This is a genomic window from Herbaspirillum sp. WTB6, assembly GCF_057457785.1.
Window position 1 is genome coordinate 1,411,478 of record NZ_CP176522.1, and the last position, 16,292, is coordinate 1,427,769.

The following is a 16,292-nucleotide window of genomic DNA, read 5'->3' on the forward strand; positions in this document are numbered from 1 at the left end:
CCACAACTCCGGAAACTCGCTGCGCTCAACTCTGTCCGGCAATGGTTAAAAATTCCCCAGGAACCAATCCTTCATCCGTTGCCAGACCGCTTTCGCGGCGCCGCCCTGGCGGCTGACGTTCTGGCCGCGCAGGTATTGTTTTTTCGCTTCCAGCAGCAAGCCGAGCACGGTCGAATAGCGCGGGCTGCGCACGACGTCGGCCAACTGGCCGTGGTATTCGGGGATGCCGAGCCGGGCCGGCTTGAGGAAGATGTCTTCCGCCAGCTCGGCCATGCCGGGCATCATGGTCGAACCGCCGGTCAGCACGATGCCGGACGACAGCACCTCCTCGTAACCCGATTCGCGCACCACCTGGTGCACCAGCGCGAACAGCTCTTCGACGCGCGGCTCGATCACCGCCGCCAGCGCCTGGCGCGACAGGGTGCGTGGGCTGCGGTCCCCCAGGCCCGGCACTTCCATCGTTTCGCCCGGATCGGCCAGCACCTGCTTGGCGACGCCGTAGCGCAGCTTGATTTCTTCCGCTTCCAGCGTCGGCGTGCGCAAGGCCATCGCGATGTCGTTGGTGATCTGGTCGCCGGCGATCGGAATCACCGCGGTATGGCGGATCGCCCCTTCGGTAAAAATCGCGACGTCGGTGGTGCCGCCGCCGATGTCGATCAGCACCACGCCCAGTTCCTTTTCATCCGGCGTCAGCACCGCGAAGGCGGACGCCATCGGCTGCAGGATCAGGTCGGACACCTCCAGCCCGCAGCGACGCACGCATTTGACGATGTTCTGCACCGCCGAGACGGCGCCGGTAACGATATGCACCTTGACTTCGAGGCGGATGCCGCTCATGCCGATAGGCTCGCGCACGTCTTCCTGGTTATCGACGATGAATTCCTGCGGAATCGTGTGCAACAATTGCTGATCGGTCGGAATGTTGACCGCCTTGGCCGTCTCGATCACGCGCGCAACGTCGGTGGCCGTGACTTCCTTGTCCTTGATCGCCACCATGCCGCTCGAATTGAAGCTGCGGATATGGCTGCCGGCGATCCCGGTGTAGACGTTTTCGATCTTGCAGTCGGCCATCAGCTCGGCTTCTTCCAGCGCGCGCTGAATCGACTCCACCGTTGCCTCGATGTTGACCACCACCCCTTTTTTCAGCCCCTTGGATTCGTGCTGGCCAAGGCCGATGACTTCATGCCGGCCGTCGGGCATCACCTCGGCCACTACCGCCACCACTTTCGAGGTGCCGATATCCAGGCCAACGATCAAGTTTTTCGCGTCCTTTGCCATGTCGCTCCGCTTATTTCCCGTTTACTTTCTTCTTACCGTCGATACCAGAGATCAGCCCGCTGGCCTTTAGCGCCAGACCATTCTGGTAACGCAGGTCCACACTTTCAATCCGATCCTGCAGGCGCTCCACCAGCTGCGGATACACGCTCACCAGTCGGCTCATCCGCCCCTGCAACGTGGCCGGAGTCTGTTCCCGCCCCAACTCCACCATGACACCGCTGTCGAGTCGCACCCGCCACGCATAACGCTCCGACAACTGCACCGCCTCGGGCGCCAGATCAAGCGGCGCGAGCCATTTTTGCAATTCGGCGTAGCGCGCGACCACTTCCGGCGCACTTCCCTGCGGACCGGAAAATTCCGGCAGCTCGCCATCCTCTTCCGCCTCATCCAGGTTGGCGGTGAATACATCGCCCTTGACCGAAACCAGGCGCCCGTCCTCGCCCCAGGTGCCAAGCGGCTGGTGTTCCTCGATCGTCACCAAGAGCGTGTTCGGCCATTCGCGCCGTACAGTCGCCTTGCGCACCCACGGCACTGATTCGAAGGCGGCCCGTACTGCATCCAGATTCGCGGTAAAAAAATTACCCTTGATGCGCGGCAGCGCGGTGCTCCTGACCGTCAATGCATTCACCCGGCGCAATTGCACCTCACCGCCATCAATCCGGATTGCCTTCAGCGTAAACATCGGGCGCTGCGCCATCCACCACAATCCGGCCGACAACAGCACCAGCGCCGCCAGCCCCAACAGGGTGCTGGAGACGGCATTCAGGATGCGGATGTCGTGCCACATGTGGTCGCCCTTACGCCTGCTTCTGATTCCAGTCTTGCGCTGGCGTCAGGTCGAGCGCCGCCATGCGCAGGATTTCAATACACAGATCTTCGTAGCTCATGCCGGCCACCTTGGCCGACATCGGCACCAGAGAATGGCCGGTCATGCCGGGCGAAGTGTTCAGCTCCAGCAGGAAAGCGCGCTGGTCGGTCGCCCGCAGCATCACGTCCACCCGGCTCCAGCCGCGGCAGCCGAGCGAGCGATGGCTGGCCAGCGCCAGTTGCCGGATTTCGAGCTCGCGTGCCGGCTCCAGCCCGCTCGGGCAGAAATACTGGGTGTCATTGCTGAAGTACTTGTTCTGGTAGTCGTAGTTGGCATCCGGGGCCACGATCCGGATCACTGGCAGTGCCCGCGCGTCGTCGCCTTGCCCCAGGATCGGACAGGTCAATTCCGTGCCGGCGATGAATTCTTCCGCCATCACCGCGCGATCGAAGCGCGCCGCCAGCGCATATGCGGCCGGCAACTGGTCGGCACTGGTGACCTTGGTCAGGCCCAGGGTCGAACCTTCGTGCGCCGGCTTGACGATCAGCGGCAAGCCGAGTTCCGCCGCCACCCGCGCGCTGTCAAAACCGGGGCGCAGCATCTCGAATTTCGGCGTCGCCAGCCCGTCGGCCTGCCAGATGCGCTTGGTCATCGCCTTGTCCATCGCAATCGCCGATGCCAGCACCCCCGGGCCGGTGTAGGGAATGCCGAGTTGCTCCAGCGCCCCTTGCAAGGTACCGTCTTCGCCATAGCGGCCATGCAGCGCGATGAATACGCGATCGAATTTCTCCGCCGCCAGTTCCGCCAGGCTGCGCTGGGCCGGATCGAATGGATGGGCGTCGATGCCGCGCCCCTGCAATGCCTGCAACACACCGGTGCCGGACATGATCGAGACTTCGCGTTCGGCGGAGCGGCCGCCGAACAGCACGCCGACCTTGCCGAATTCACCCGCGGCGCCCGTCTGCGGCGTATTCATGGCTGCCCCTGTTGCGTCAATTGCACCAAGCGTGCCGGCACGCCGCTGATGGAGCCGGCGCCCATCGTAATTACGACGTCGCCATCGCGCGCCAGGTTCATGATGGCCGCCGGCATTTCCTCGATCCGTTCGACAAACACCGGCTCCACCTTGCCGGCCACGCGCAGCCCGCGCGCCAGCGCCCGACCATCGGCGGCCACGATCGGCGGCTCGCCGGCCGCATAGACTTCCGCCAGTACCAGGACATCGACGCTGGACAGGACCCGGATGAAATCCTCGAACAGGTCGCGCGTGCGCGTATAGCGATGCGGCTGGAATGCCAGCACCAGGCGACGGCCGGGATAGGCGCCGCGCGCGGCCGCGAGCGTAGCGGCGGTTTCCGCGGGATGATGGCCATAGTCATCGACCAGCGCGAACGTGCCAGCGCCGTTCGGCAGCGCAATCTCGCCATAGCGGGTAAAGCGGCGGCCGACGCCATGGAATTCGGCCAGCGCCTTTTGCGTCGCGGCGTCCGCCACCCCCAGTTCGCGCGCAATCGCAATCGCCGCACAGGCGTTTTGCACGTTGTGCATGCCGGGCTGATTCAGGCTGACGGCCAGCGGCGGATAACCGTCCTGCAATACCGTGAATTGCATCAGGCCGCCGGCCGCGCGGGCATCGACCGCCCGCACCTGGGCCTCCTCATGGAAGCCGTAGGTAGTGATCGGCTTCGAAATCTGCGGCAGGATCTCGCGTACCTGGGGATCGTCGATGCACAGCACCGCCACGCCATAGAACGGCAGGCGCTGGGTGAATTCAACGAATGCCTGCTTCAGTTTGCCGAAATCATGGTTGTAGGTTTCCATGTGATCGGCGTCGATGTTGGTAATCACCTCGATCACCGGCGACAGGTTCAGAAACGAGGCGTCCGATTCATCCGCTTCAGCCACGATGAAATCGCCGGCGCCCAGTTTGGCATTGGCACCGGCGGACGTCAGGCGACCGCCAATCACGAAGGTCGGGTCCAGTCCGCCCTGCGCCAGCACGCTCGCGACCAGGCTGGTGGTAGTGGTCTTGCCATGCGTACCGGCAATCGCAATGCCGCTTTTCAGGCGCATCAACTCGGCCAGCATCATCGCCCGCGGCACGATCGGAATACGCTTGTCGCGCGCCGCCACCACTTCCGGATTATCCGCGCGCACCGCGGTCGAGGTGACGATCGCGTCCGCGCCTTCGATATTGGCGGCCGCATGCCCCTGCGTCACGCGCACCCCGAGCGCAGCCAGCCGCTGGGTGGCGGGGTTGCTGGCCAGGTCCGAGCCGGACACCGCATAACCGAGGTTTTGCAGCACCTCGGCGATGCCGCTCATTCCGGAGCCGCCGATGCCGACAAAATGGATGTTTTTTACTTTATGTTTCATGTCGCTTTAATCAAATTTTCCAGTTCGTTCGCAATTGCCAGATTGGCGTCTCGCCGGCCGCTGTCCCAGGCCGCCTGCGCCATCGTCTGGCAGCGCGCACGGGTTATATCCCGCAATAGCGCCGCCATGCGGGACGCGCTCAATTCGCTCTGCGGCAGATGAATCGCCGCCTTCTGCTGCTCCATCCAACGCGCGTTGTCGCGCTGGTGGCTGGTGGTCGACACGACCAGCGGCACCAGCACGCTGGCAATGCCGGCTGCGGTCAGCTCCGAAATCGTGATGGCGCCGGCGCGGCAAATCACCAGGTCGGCCTGGGCGTAGCGACGCGGCATGTCATGGATAAAATCCACCACTTCGGCCTGCACTCCGGCTGCGGCATAGGCCTGGCGCAAACTGTCGATATGCTGCCGGCCCGACTGATGCGTGACCAGCGGACGCTGCTCCGGCGCCAATTCGGCCAACGCCGCCGGCAGGCATTCGTTCAGGGCCCTAGCGCCGAGACTGCCACCGACAATCAACAATTGCAGCGGTCCGCGCCGATTGGCATAGCGCTCGGCCGGCAGCGGCAGCGCCAGAATTTCCTCGCGTACCGGATTGCCGGTCACCAGCGCCTTGCCGGCCGCCACACCAAAGTCGGCGGGGAAACCGAACAGCACGCGCCGCGCAAACGGCGCCAGCGCCTTGTTCGACAGCAGCAGGGCGGCATCGGCATTGACCAGCACCAGCGGGATGCCGCGCAATTTCGCCATCAATCCGCCCGGCACCGTCACGTAGCCGCCCATGCCCAGCACCAGGTCCGGGCGGCGCCGCCCGAGAATTCGCAAGCAACCGATAAAACCGGCCGCCAGATGAAAGGCGCCACGCAGCGCATGGCCGAAACCCTTGCCGCGCAGCCCGGCGAATTCAATCGTGTCCATCTCGATGCCGTGCGCCGGCACGATATCGCGCTCCATGCCCCGGGTCGTGCCCAGCCATGACACTTGCCAGCCGCGCGCGCGCATGGTTTGCGCCACCGCCAGGCCGGGAAAAATGTGGCCACCGGTACCGGCCGCCATGATCAAAAGCCGCTTCATACGCGGCCTCCGCTCATGATGGCGTTTTGGCTGCGGCCAGTCGCTGCCGCTCCTTTAACTTTGCTACGCAAAGTTAGCCTGCGCCAAAACAGGGCACTCATACGCGGCCTCCGCGCATCAATACCCTGTTCTCGTAATCAATCCTGAGCAGGATCGCGAGCCCGATGCAGTTGATCAGTACACCCGAGCCGCCGTAGCTCATCAGCGGCAGTGTCAGTCCCTTGGTCGGCAGTAAGCCGAGATTGACGCCCATGTTGATGAATGCCTGCACCCCGATCCAGATGCCAATGCCTTTTGCCACCAGGCCGGAAAAGGTCATTTCCAGTGCAATCGCCTGCCGGCCGATATCGAAGGAACGCTTGATCAGCCAGTAAAACAGGCTGATCACCACCAGCACGCCGACGAAGCCCAGCTCTTCGCCGATCACCGCCAGCAGGAAATCGGTGTGCGCTTCCGGCAAGTAATGCAGCTTTTCGACGCTGCCGCCCAAGCCAACGCCGAACAATTCGCCGCGCCCGAAGGCAATCAGCGAATGCGACAGCTGATATGCCTTGCCCAGGGTAGTGGCCTCGTCCCACGGATTCAGATAGGCGAAGATCCGGTCGCGCCGCCACGGCGACAGCATGATCACCATGCCGAACACGCCGACCAGCGTGGCGCCAATGCCGCTAAACCAGATGCCGTTGACGCCGCCGAGGAAAAGAATGCCCATGGCAATGCATACGATGACGCCGAATGCACCCAGATCCGGCTCCAGCAGCAGCAGTGCGCCGATGAAGCCGATCGCCAGCGCCATCGGCAGAAATCCCTTGGTGAAGCGGTGCATCACGTGCTGCTTGCGCACCGTGTAGTCGGCCGCGTACAGCACCACGAACAGCTTCATCAACTCGGATGGCTGCAAATTGAATACCTTGAACGAGAGCCAACGCTTGGCGCCATTGACGCCCTTGCCGATCTCCGGAATCAGCACCAGCACCAGCAGCACGATGGTGCCGACAAACAGATACGGCGCCAGCCGTTGCCAGGTCTGAAGCGGAACCCGGAAGACAAAAAAACCGGCCACCAGCGCAACCGCGATAAAGATCGCCTGCCGCGTCAGGAAATGGGAATTGCGGTAGCTCGCGTACTTCGGCGAATCCGGCAGCGCGATCGATGCCGAATACACCATCACCATGCCGAACAGCATCAGCGCCAGCACCACCCACACCAGCAACTGGTCGTACTCCATCATTTTCGAACGCTGACCCAGGCCATTGGGTGCCTTCGGCGCTGCCGACAGGAAGGGCATCGTCAACTTCATGCCGACACCTCGCCGCGCGCCAGGCCAAGTTCGCGCACCGTATCGACGAATACCTCGGCCCGATGCTTGTAGTCGCGGAACATGTCGAGGCTGGCGCAGGCCGGCGACAGCAATACCGCATCCCCGCTCGCCGCCCGAGCCGCGGCTTCCCGCACCGCCTGCTCCAGCGTGGCGCAATCGACCAGCGTCAAGTCGACCCCAGCCAGTGCGGCACGAATCGCCGGGCCGTCCTTGCCGATCAAAAACACCGTGTGCGCGTATTTTTGCAGCGCTTCTGCCAGCGGGCCGAAGTCCTGCCCCTTGCCGTCGCCACCGGCAATAAGCAGCAACCGCCTGGGCATCTCGCCCAGCTCGGCGCCCAAGCCGTTCAGCGCCGCGACCGTGGCGCCGACATTGGTTCCCTTGCTGTCATCGTAGTAGTCGACGCCGGCGATGGATGCCACCAATTCCACACGATGCGGCTCGCCCGCATATTCGCGCAAGCCATGCAACAGCGGCGCCAGCGGCAGATCGATCGCGCAGCACAATGCCAGCGCCGCCAGTGCGTTGGCCGCGTTATGCTGGCCGCGAATTTTCAATGCCGCCGACGGCATCAGATGTTTGATGGCCACCGGCGCCGGAAACAGATCTTTCTTGGCGCGCTTGCTGGTCGATTCTTCAGGCATCGGCGCCATTACCAGCCACTGCATGCCATTGTCGTTTTGCAGACCGAAGCAGCCGTCCTGCTGCGGCACGTCCACCCCGAACGTGCCGCAGGCGGCGATCGGCGGCAACTGCCGCGCGCTTGCCTGGTCCTGGCGATTCAGGACGGCGATCGTGCCGGGCGCGAAAATGCGCTGCTTGTCGGCGATATAGGACGCCATGTCGCCGTGCCAGTCCAGGTGGTCCTGGGTGACGTTCAGTATGGTCGCCGCATCCGCCGCCAGCGTGTAGGTGAAATGAAGCTGGAAGCTCGACAGTTCCAGCACCCACACCTGGGGTAACGCGTCGCGTTCCAGCGCGTCGCGCAGCATGTCGAGCGCAGGGGGGCTGATGTTGCCGGCCACCTGGACCTTGCATCCGGCGCGGGCACACAGCAGGCCGGTCAGCCGCGTCACCGTGGTCTTGCCGTTGGTGCCGGTGATGGCGATGACGCGCGGGGCGTAGCCCTGTTGCGTGCGCAAGGCCGCCAGGGCCAGGGCAAACAGCTCGATTTCGCTCCATAACGGTATTGCCCTCGCTTCGGCCGCCGGCGCGATGGCCGCCAGTTCGCGTCCGGGCGCCAGGCCCGGGCTGACCGCGACGAAATCAATTCCGTCCAGCAGCTCGGGAGTGAACTCACCGGCGACGAACTCGACTTCCGGCGCCGCTTGCAACAGTTGCGGCAGGCGCGCCGGTGCCGGCCGGGTGTCAGCCACCCGCAACCGGGCGTCGCAGCGCAACAGCCACAGGGCCATCGCCAAGCCGCTTTCGCCCAGACCGAGAACCAGAACGTGTTTGCCGGTGTAATCCATTAGCGCAGCTTCAAGGTGGACAGGCCGAACAGCACCAGCATCATGGTGATGATCCAGAACCGGACCACCACCTGGGTTTCCTTCCAGCCTTTCTGTTCATAGTGATGATGCAGCGGCGCCATCAGCAGGATGCGGCGGCCGACGCCATAGCGCTTTTTGGTGAACTTGAAATACAGCACCTGTAGCATGACCGACATCGTTTCGACCACGAAGATGCCGCCCATGATGAACAGCACGATCTCCTGGCGTACGATGACTGCGATCGTGCCCAGCGCGCCGCCCAGCGCCAGCGCGCCGACGTCGCCCATGAACACTTGCGCCGGATGGGCGTTATACCAGAGGAAAGCGAGTCCGGCGCCAGCCATCGCGCCGCAAAAAATCAGCAGCTCGCCGGCGCCCGGGATATGCGGGATGAACAGGTATTTCGAGTAACTGGCATTGCCGGTCAAGTAGGCGAACAGGCCGAGCGCGGTACCGACCATCACGGTCGGCATGATCGCCAGGCCATCCAGGCCATCGGTCAGGTTGACCGCGTTGCTGGTGCCGACGATGACGAAATAAGTCAGCGCGATGAAGCCCCAGACACCGAGCGGATAGCTGACGGTCTTGAAGAATGGCACGATCAGATCCGCTTTCTGCGGCAAATCCAGGCTGAAGCCGGATTGCAGCCAGGCCACGAACAAATCCCATACCTGGATGTTGGTCGGCGCCGACACCGAAAACGCCAGATACAGCGCGGCGATGATGCCAATTGCCGATTGCCAGAAATATTTTTCCCCGGAGCGCATGCCTTCCGGATCTTTGTAAACCACCTTGCGGTAATCATCGACCCAGCCGATGGCGCCGAAGCCGAGCGTGACCACCAGCACGACCCAGACAAAACGGTTGCTCAAGTCGCTCCATAGCAGCGTTGCGATGCCGATCGCGATCAGGATCAGCACCCCGCCCATGGTCGGCGTTCCGGACTTCACCAAATGCGTCTGCGGGCCATTGGCGCGCACCGATTGCCCGACCTTCAAGCGCGCCAGCATGCGTATCACCGCCGGCCCGGCAATCAAACCAATGGCCAGCGCCGTCAGGGTGGCGAACACCGCGCGAAAGGTAATGAAACCGAACACGCGCAACGGCCCGATACTCTCTTGAAAATATTGTGCCAGCCAGAGCAGCATGTCAGTGGGCCTCCGTAGATTGTTCGCCGACAAGGCCCTGCACCAACCGCTCCATCCGCATGAAGCGCGAGCCCTTGACCAGCACCGTCGCCGCCGGCGTCAGCAGCGCTGCCACCGCCTCGTTCAGCGCCGCAAGGTCGGCGCAGTGACGCGCGCCGGTGCCGAATGCGGCTACTGCGGCGCGCGTCAGCTCGCCGATGACAAGCAAATGATCGATGCCGCTCTCATGCGCATAAGCACCGATCTCCTGATGAAATTTTTGTCCTTCGCTGCCGACTTCGCCCATGTCGCCCAGCACCAGAATGCGCGGCGCCGCCGCCTGCGCCAGCACGTCGATCGCGGCCCGCACCGAATCGGGGTTGGCGTTATAGGTGTCGTCGATGATGGTGGCGCCGTTCGCTGCACGCTTGCGCTGCAGGCGGCCATTCACCGGCACGAACGATTCGAGGCCGCGCTGGATCGCTGCCGGATCGATGCCGATGGCAAGCGCACAGGCAGTTGCCGCCAGCGCATTGCGCACGTTATGGACGCCGGCCGCGGCCAGCCGCACCGGGAATTGCCGGCCACCAGCCGTGATCGACAAGTCGCTCCCAAAGTCATTGGCGCGGTACGTGCAACGCACGTCGGCTGCGTCGTTCAGACCAAAAGTGAGGCAGCGCCGCCCCGGCTGCTGCTGCGCGTAGTCGCGCCATAGCGCCGTAAACGGATCGTCGGCCGGAAACACCGCCACGCCGTCCACTGGCAGCGCGCGGATGACCGCGCCGTTTTCCTCGGCCACGGCGGCCACGCTCGCCATGAATTCCTGGTGCTCGCGCTGGGCGTTGTTCACCAGGCCGACGATCGGCTGGGCAATCGCGGCCAGAACACCGATCTCGCCCGGATGGTTCATGCCGAGTTCGACCACCGCGGCGCGCTGCGCCGGCTGCAGGCCGAACAGGGTCAGCGGCACGCCGATCTCGTTATTCAGATTGCCGCGCGTCGCCAGGTAATTGCCGGCGCCAAAGGCAGCTGCCAGAATCGCCGCGATCATTTCCTTGACGGTGGTCTTGCCGTTACTGCCGGTGACGCCAATCACCGGCAAGGTAAACTTACTGCGCCAGTAGCGCCCGATCTGGCCCAGCGCCACTCTGCCATTAGGCACGATCAGCGCCGGCGCCTGGACGCCGGCCGGCAGCGCCTCGACCACCAGCGCAGCCGCGCCCTTGGCCAACACCTCGGGAAGAAAATCATGGGCGTCGAAATGCTCGCCGCGCAAGGCGACGAACAGGTTGCCCGGCTGAACGTTCCGGCTATCGATGCAGACGCCGTCGAATTGCGCGTCGGCGCCGAGGACGGCGCCCGCAATATGCGGCTGCAGTTTGGCCAGTGTGGATTGCATCAAATCGTTCCCTTCATCGTTGCACGCGCCGCCAGTGCCAGCGCCGCATGATCGGCATCCAGAAACGGCAGCTTCTTGCCGCCGATTTCCTGGTATGCCTCATGTCCTTTTCCGGCCAGCAAGATCACGTCGCGCCTGGCCGCGTGCTTGAGCGCCCACAGAATCGCCGCCGCGCGATCTTCGATCATCTGCGGCTGGGTGCCTCCGCCGATTCCAGTTTGCATGCCGACCAGGATCTGGGCCATGATGTCCGGCGCGCTTTCGGAGCGCGGATTGTCGCTGGTCAGCACCACCTGGTCGGCCGCCTGCGCCGCCGCTCCCATCTGTGGGCGCTTGCCCGGATCGCGATCGCCGCCGCAGCCGAACACGCACCACAACTGGCCGCCGCGCTGCTGCGCCACCGGGCGCAAGGCGGCCAGCGTTTTCGCCAACGCATCTGGCGTATGGGCATAGTCGATCACGACCAAGGGAGCATCGTCGCCGCCCATCTGCTGCATGCGTCCCGCCACCGGCGCCAGCGACTCCAGCATCGGCACTGCGGCATCCAAGGGCACTCCCTGCGCCAGCAGCACCCCGAGCACGCCCAGCACATTGCTGACGTTGAAGCGGCCCAGCAGCCGGGTCTTTACCAAGGCCGACCCGAACGGCGAATCCAGTTGGAACGCGGTCCCGCCTGACTGGCTGCGCAGCGCGCTGGCGCGCAGGACCGGGATGCCGTTGGGTGCGTCGCCATCGACGGTATAGCCGATCACCGCCGGCGCCGGCGAGCGCGCCGCCAGGCGCTGCAGCAGGCGCGGCCCCATCGGGTCGTCCAGGTTGACGATCGCATGCCGTAGCCCGGGCCAGTCGAACAGGATGTTTTTGGCGCTTTCGTAGGCGGCCATATCGCCGTGATAATCGAGATGATCCCGGCTCAGGTTGGTAAACAACGCGACATCGACATGCATGCCATTCATGCGCCCCTGGTCAAGACCGATGGATGAGGCCTCGATTGCCAGCGCGCTGACGCCGGCATCGCGCATGCCGGCCAGGGCGCGCTGCAGTTGCAGCGCATCCGGCGTGGTGTAGCCGGTGACATCGAATTGCTCGCACTTCCCGTGCCGGAATATGCCGGTTCCCAGCGTGCCAACCACAGCAGCGGTCTGGCCCTGGCTGGAGAATGCCGTCGCCAGCCATTGACTGCAGGAGGTCTTGCCGTTAGTACCGGTCACCGCCGCCACATACATCGCACCATCCGGCTGGCAATAGAACTGGTTGGCGATCTGGCCGGCGGCTTGTTTCAAGCCGGAAACCGGCAGGTGCGGCAAGTTCCAGCGCTCGTCCCAGTTAAAATCCTGCGCCTCGTAGACGATGGCCGCGGCATGGTTTTGCACGGCATGCTCAATGAAATCGCGGCCGTCGGCGGTATCACCGGGAAAGGCAAAAAATATGTCCCCAGCCGCAATCCGGCGCGAATCGGCGGATAACTGCGCAGTTGGCGCGATCGCGCGCAACCAGTCGATGACAGCAGGCAATTGAAAGCTGGATGGCGCCATCACATGCTTTCCTGGACCGGATTGGCCGGCATGATGATATTTGTGACTGACGAATCGGGCGGCACGTTCAGCGCCCGCAGCGCGTTGGCGGCAACCGCGGAAAATACCGGCGCCGCCACCGCGCCGCCGTAGTATTGCTGACCGGCGGCCGGCTCATCGATCATCACCGCGATGATGATGCGCGGATTCGACGCCGGCGCGAAACCGACAAAGGAGCCGACATACCTGTTGACGTACTTGCCGCCGACAATCTTGGTGGCGGTGCCGGTCTTGCCGCCGACCCGATAGCCCGGCACCTGCGCCTTGGGCGCCGTGCCTTCCGGCCCGACCACGGTTTCCAGCATGCCGCGCACGGTGCGCGCGGTTTCGGCCGAAATGATGCGCTGGCTGATCGGGGCGTCGCTCGATTTATGAAAGGTCGCCGGAATCATGTCGCCATCGCGCGCGAAAATCATGTAGGCGCGCGCCAGTTGCAGCAGCGATACCGAAATGCCGTGGCCGTAGCTCATGGTCGCCTGTTCGATCTGCCGCCACGACTTGTAGGGACGCACGCGGCCGGCGACGGCGCCGGGAAAGCCGACCTTCGGCTGCTGGCCGAAGCCAATGTTGGTAAACATTTCCCACATCTCGCGCGCCGGCATTTCGAGTGCGATCTTGGCGGTGCCGATGTTCGACGATTTCTGGATGATCTGGCTAACCGTCAGCAAGCCGTGCGCGTGCGAGTCGCCGATCGTCGCGGTACCGATCGTCATCTTGCCCGGCGCCGTCTGGAACGTCGTGTTGGGCGTGACGCGGTGCGTTTCGAGCGCCAGCGCAACGGTAAACGGTTTCATGGTCGAGCCCGGCTCGAAAGTGTCGGTTAGCACGCGATTGCGCAATTGGGCGCCGGTCAGCACGGCGCGGTTGTTCGGGTTGTAGGTCGGCAGGTTGGCCAGGGCCAGCACTTCGCCGGTCTTGGCGTCCAGCACCACGATGCCGCCCGCCTTCGCCTTGTATCGCTCGACCGCTTCCTTCAGATGCGAAAAGGCAATGTACTGGATCTTGCTGTCGATCGACAGCGCCAGATCGCGGCCATCATGCGGCTCGCGGATCGCCTCGATATCCTCGACGATGTGACCAAGGCGGTCCTTGATCACGCGCCGGCTGCCGGTGACGCCGGCCAGGGTTTTCTGCGCCGCCAGCTCCATCCCATCCTGCCCGGCATCCTCGACGTTGGTGAAGCCGACCACGTGCGCCATGACTTCGCCTTCCGGGTAGAACCGCTTGTATTCCTTGCGGGTCTGGATGCCCTCGATCCCGAGCTTGACGATCTGCTCGGCCGTCTCGTGCTCGACCTGGCGTTTCAGGTAGACAAAACTGCGATCGGAGTCGAGCTTCTTGCGCAGATCGCGCTCGCTCATCTCCAGCAGGCCTGCCAGCGCGCGCAGCTTTTCCGGCGGCGCCTGCAGCACGTCGTCCGGGATCGCCCAGATCGCCTTGACCGGGACCGAGGACGCCAGCACATGTCCATTGCGGTCGACGATCTTGCCGCGCGTAGCCGGCAGCTCGAGTGTGCGCGCATAGCGCGACGCCCCCTGCTGCTGCAGGAAATCGGTGGAGATTCCCTGCAGGAACAGGGCGCGCCCGATCAGGGTGGCAAAGGCGGCAAACAGCAAGAACAGCACGATGCGCGAACGCCAGATCGGCAGTCTCACCTGCAGCACCGGGCTGGCGGAAAAGGGAACCCCGCGGGCGCCGGCGACTCTGGGGGAAGCGCGCGTCACTTGGCCCCCGCCGTCAAAAACTGGGTGCGCGCGGCGGTCAGCGCGACCATGTTCAGGTCGCGCATCGCGCTCGCTTCGATGCGGGCATGCTTGCCGAGGGTGGACTGATCCAGTTGCAGTTGCGCCCATTCAATCTCGAGCTGACGCGCGCTGGCCTGGGCGCGCTCCAGCTCGATGAATAGCTGGCGCGCCTGGTACTGGGCATTCACCAGCGACAGTGCGCACAGTATCAGCGCCACTGCCAGAACCAGATTCAGGCGCGCGCTCATGGCAGGCCGCCCCGCGCCGGACTGTCGGGCAAGCGCTCGGCGACCCGCATGATGGCCGAGCGGGCGCGCGGATTGGCGGCGATTTCACTGGCCGAAGGCTTGATCCGCTCCAGCAGCTTCAGTTTCGGCTGCGGCAGGTCGGCGGCGCGAATCGGCAGGCGCCGATCCGGTTGCGGCAGGCGCGACCTGGACGCCATGAAACGCTTGACGATGCGATCTTCCAGCGAATGAAAACTGATCACAACCAGCCTCCCGTGCGTGGTCAATTGCCGAAATGCCTGATCCAGCGCTACTTCCAGGTCCTCAAGCTCCTGATTGATGAAAACCCGGATAGCCTGAAAGGTGCGGGTGGCCGGGTCCTTGCCTTTTTCGCGGGTCTTGACAGCACGCGCCACGAGCTGGGCAAGCTGCCGTGTGGTCGAAATTGGTTCGATTGCCCGGCTAGCAACAATCGCCTTTGCAATCTGAAAAGCAAACCGTTCTTCCCCATAATCCCGTATCACCTCCCCGATTTGCTGCGCGCTGGCGCCGGCCAGCCAAGCCGCCGCGGTCATCCCGCGCGTGGTATCCATCCGCATGTCGAGCGGACCGTCCAGCCGGAAACTGAAACCCCGTTCTGCCTCGTCCACTTGCGGCGAGGAAATCCCGAGATCCAGCAGCACTCCGTCCACCGCCGCTATCCCGGCCGCCGCCAGCGCCGCCTCCAGCGTCGCAAAGCTGCCATGCACGATGGAAAAACGCGGATCTGCAATGGCCTGCGCACTGGCAATCGCCTGCGGATCCTTGTCGAAGGCCAGCAGACGGCCCGTCGCCCCCAGCCGCCTCAGAATTTCCCGGCTATGCCCGCCGCGCCCGAACGTACCGTCGACATAAGTGCCGCCTGTGCGCGCGCCCTCGATTCCTAGGGCCGCGACCGCTTCATTCAACAATACTGTCCGGTGCTGCTCCTCAGGCACCGCTGGCAAGGTCGTCACAGCCGGGTTCAGAATGAAAAGTTGCTCAACACGTCGGGCATGCCCGCCGCAACTGCCTGCGCCTCGTTCTCGGCGAGCCGCGCTGCATCCCACACTTCGAAATGGCTGCCCATGCCCAGCAACATCACCTCGCGCTCCAACCCGATGGCGGCACGCAACTCCGGCGCAATCAGGATGCGGCCGGCGGAATCCAGGTCGACGTCCGATGCATTCCCGAGAAAAATGCGCTGCCAAGGCCGCGCCGACATCGGCCATGCGGCGATCTGCTGGCGGTGGCTTTCCCAGACGGAGCGCGGAAACAGCAGCAAGCAGCCATGCGGATGCCGGGTCAGCGTGATGCGCCCCTCGTCCTGCGCCAGCAAGGCGTCACGATGCCTGGCTGGAATGGACATCCGGCCCTTGGCATCGAGATTTAACGCTGACGCGCCCTGGAACACTGTAAAACTCCTGTTACCGCCGGCAAAAACCGGATTTCATGAGTGAAAAAACAATTGGAAAAATCACTTGAAAATCCACAAAAGTGCACTTTTTCACACTATTACCCACTTTAGAGGATGGACTATTCGCGGTCAAGCGATATAAACCGGTGCAATTGGGAAATAGTCGAATAAAGTCAACGACTTAGCGCAAGAAAGCGAGGAAATGTCGAAATTGAATTCCCTGAAGAATTAAACACTTACCGATTACACTGAATGTCTTGCATCAGATAAACACATGGGTTTTCCGCGCAATACACGGAAAATGGTCTGAAACGGCTTGAAAAAATTTTTGCTTGGGTCCGTGCGTTGTCGCGAAGCGGCAGCAAGGCTCGACATGGCTGGCGCTACCTGAGGCAAGGCCAAGCGGCTGGGAAGTGGCTGGAGGAGTGGCGCGGCG

At 63.6% G+C, this 16,292-nt stretch carries 14 protein-coding genes; all 14 read right to left on the reverse strand.

Features of this window, described 5'->3' with window-relative positions; translation table 11 throughout:
* Positions 1-45: 45 nt before the first annotated feature.
* Positions 46-1,278: a cell division protein FtsA gene (gene ftsA / locus ACK2VC_RS06530; protein ID WP_486732799.1), complete on the reverse strand. Its 1,233-nt coding sequence runs from the start codon at positions 1,276-1,278 to the stop codon at positions 46-48.
* A gap of 10 nt (positions 1,279-1,288) precedes the next feature.
* Entirely contained in the window at positions 1,289-2,065 is a 777-nt protein-coding gene (locus tag ACK2VC_RS06535; RefSeq protein WP_486732800.1) for a cell division protein FtsQ/DivIB, read from the reverse strand.
* A 10-nt stretch (positions 2,066-2,075) separates the two neighbouring features.
* Positions 2,076-3,062, reverse strand: a complete 987-nt coding sequence (locus tag ACK2VC_RS06540; protein WP_486732801.1) for a D-alanine--D-alanine ligase — start codon at positions 3,060-3,062, stop codon at positions 2,076-2,078.
* Positions 3,059-4,462 carry a UDP-N-acetylmuramate--L-alanine ligase gene (gene murC / locus ACK2VC_RS06545; protein ID WP_486732802.1) on the reverse strand — a complete coding sequence of 468 codons (1,404 nt, stop codon included), beginning with the start codon at positions 4,460-4,462 and terminating at the stop codon, positions 3,059-3,061. Before murC ends, ACK2VC_RS06540 begins: the two co-directional genes overlap by 4 nt.
* Positions 4,459-5,535 carry an undecaprenyldiphospho-muramoylpentapeptide beta-N-acetylglucosaminyltransferase gene (gene murG, locus ACK2VC_RS06550; RefSeq protein WP_486732803.1) on the reverse strand — a complete coding sequence of 359 codons (1,077 nt, stop codon included), beginning with the start codon at positions 5,533-5,535 and terminating at the stop codon, positions 4,459-4,461. Before murG ends, murC begins: the two co-directional genes overlap by 4 nt.
* A gap of 97 nt (positions 5,536-5,632) precedes the next feature.
* Positions 5,633-6,835: a putative lipid II flippase FtsW gene (gene ftsW, locus ACK2VC_RS06555; protein WP_486732804.1), complete on the reverse strand. Its 1,203-nt coding sequence runs from the start codon at positions 6,833-6,835 to the stop codon at positions 5,633-5,635.
* On the reverse strand, positions 6,832-8,328 hold the full coding sequence (murD, locus tag ACK2VC_RS06560) for a UDP-N-acetylmuramoyl-L-alanine--D-glutamate ligase (RefSeq protein ID WP_486732805.1): 1,497 nt from the start codon (positions 8,326-8,328) through the stop codon (positions 6,832-6,834). Before murD ends, ftsW begins: the two co-directional genes overlap by 4 nt.
* The gene (gene mraY / locus ACK2VC_RS06565) at positions 8,328-9,497 is read right to left on the reverse strand and encodes a phospho-N-acetylmuramoyl-pentapeptide-transferase (protein WP_486732806.1); all 1,170 of its coding nucleotides are present in this window, start codon (positions 9,495-9,497) and stop codon (positions 8,328-8,330) included. Before mraY ends, murD begins: the two co-directional genes overlap by 1 nt.
* A 1-nt stretch (position 9,498) precedes the next feature.
* Positions 9,499-10,875, reverse strand: a complete 1,377-nt coding sequence (locus ACK2VC_RS06570) for a UDP-N-acetylmuramoyl-tripeptide--D-alanyl-D-alanine ligase (protein WP_486732807.1) — start codon at positions 10,873-10,875, stop codon at positions 9,499-9,501.
* Positions 10,875-12,410, reverse strand: a complete 1,536-nt coding sequence (locus tag ACK2VC_RS06575) for a UDP-N-acetylmuramoyl-L-alanyl-D-glutamate--2,6-diaminopimelate ligase (protein ID WP_486732808.1) — start codon at positions 12,408-12,410, stop codon at positions 10,875-10,877. Before ACK2VC_RS06575 ends, ACK2VC_RS06570 begins: the two co-directional genes overlap by 1 nt.
* Entirely contained in the window at positions 12,410-14,173 is a 1,764-nt protein-coding gene (locus ACK2VC_RS06580; protein ID WP_486732809.1) for a peptidoglycan D,D-transpeptidase FtsI family protein, read from the reverse strand. Before ACK2VC_RS06580 ends, ACK2VC_RS06575 begins: the two co-directional genes overlap by 1 nt.
* Entirely contained in the window at positions 14,170-14,442 is a 273-nt protein-coding gene (ftsL, locus tag ACK2VC_RS06585) for a cell division protein FtsL (RefSeq protein ID WP_486732810.1), read from the reverse strand. The genes ACK2VC_RS06580 and ftsL overlap by 4 nt, the downstream gene beginning before the upstream one ends.
* Complete coding sequence (gene rsmH / locus ACK2VC_RS06590) at positions 14,439-15,416, reverse strand: 16S rRNA (cytosine(1402)-N(4))-methyltransferase RsmH (protein ID WP_486733184.1); 978 nt, start codon at positions 15,414-15,416, stop codon at positions 14,439-14,441. The genes ftsL and rsmH overlap by 4 nt, the downstream gene beginning before the upstream one ends.
* A gap of 8 nt (positions 15,417-15,424) precedes the next feature.
* Positions 15,425-15,853 (reverse strand): division/cell wall cluster transcriptional repressor MraZ, encoded by a 429-nt coding sequence (mraZ, locus tag ACK2VC_RS06595; protein WP_486732812.1) that lies wholly within the window; start codon positions 15,851-15,853, stop codon positions 15,425-15,427.
* Positions 15,854-16,292: the final 439 nt, after the last annotated feature.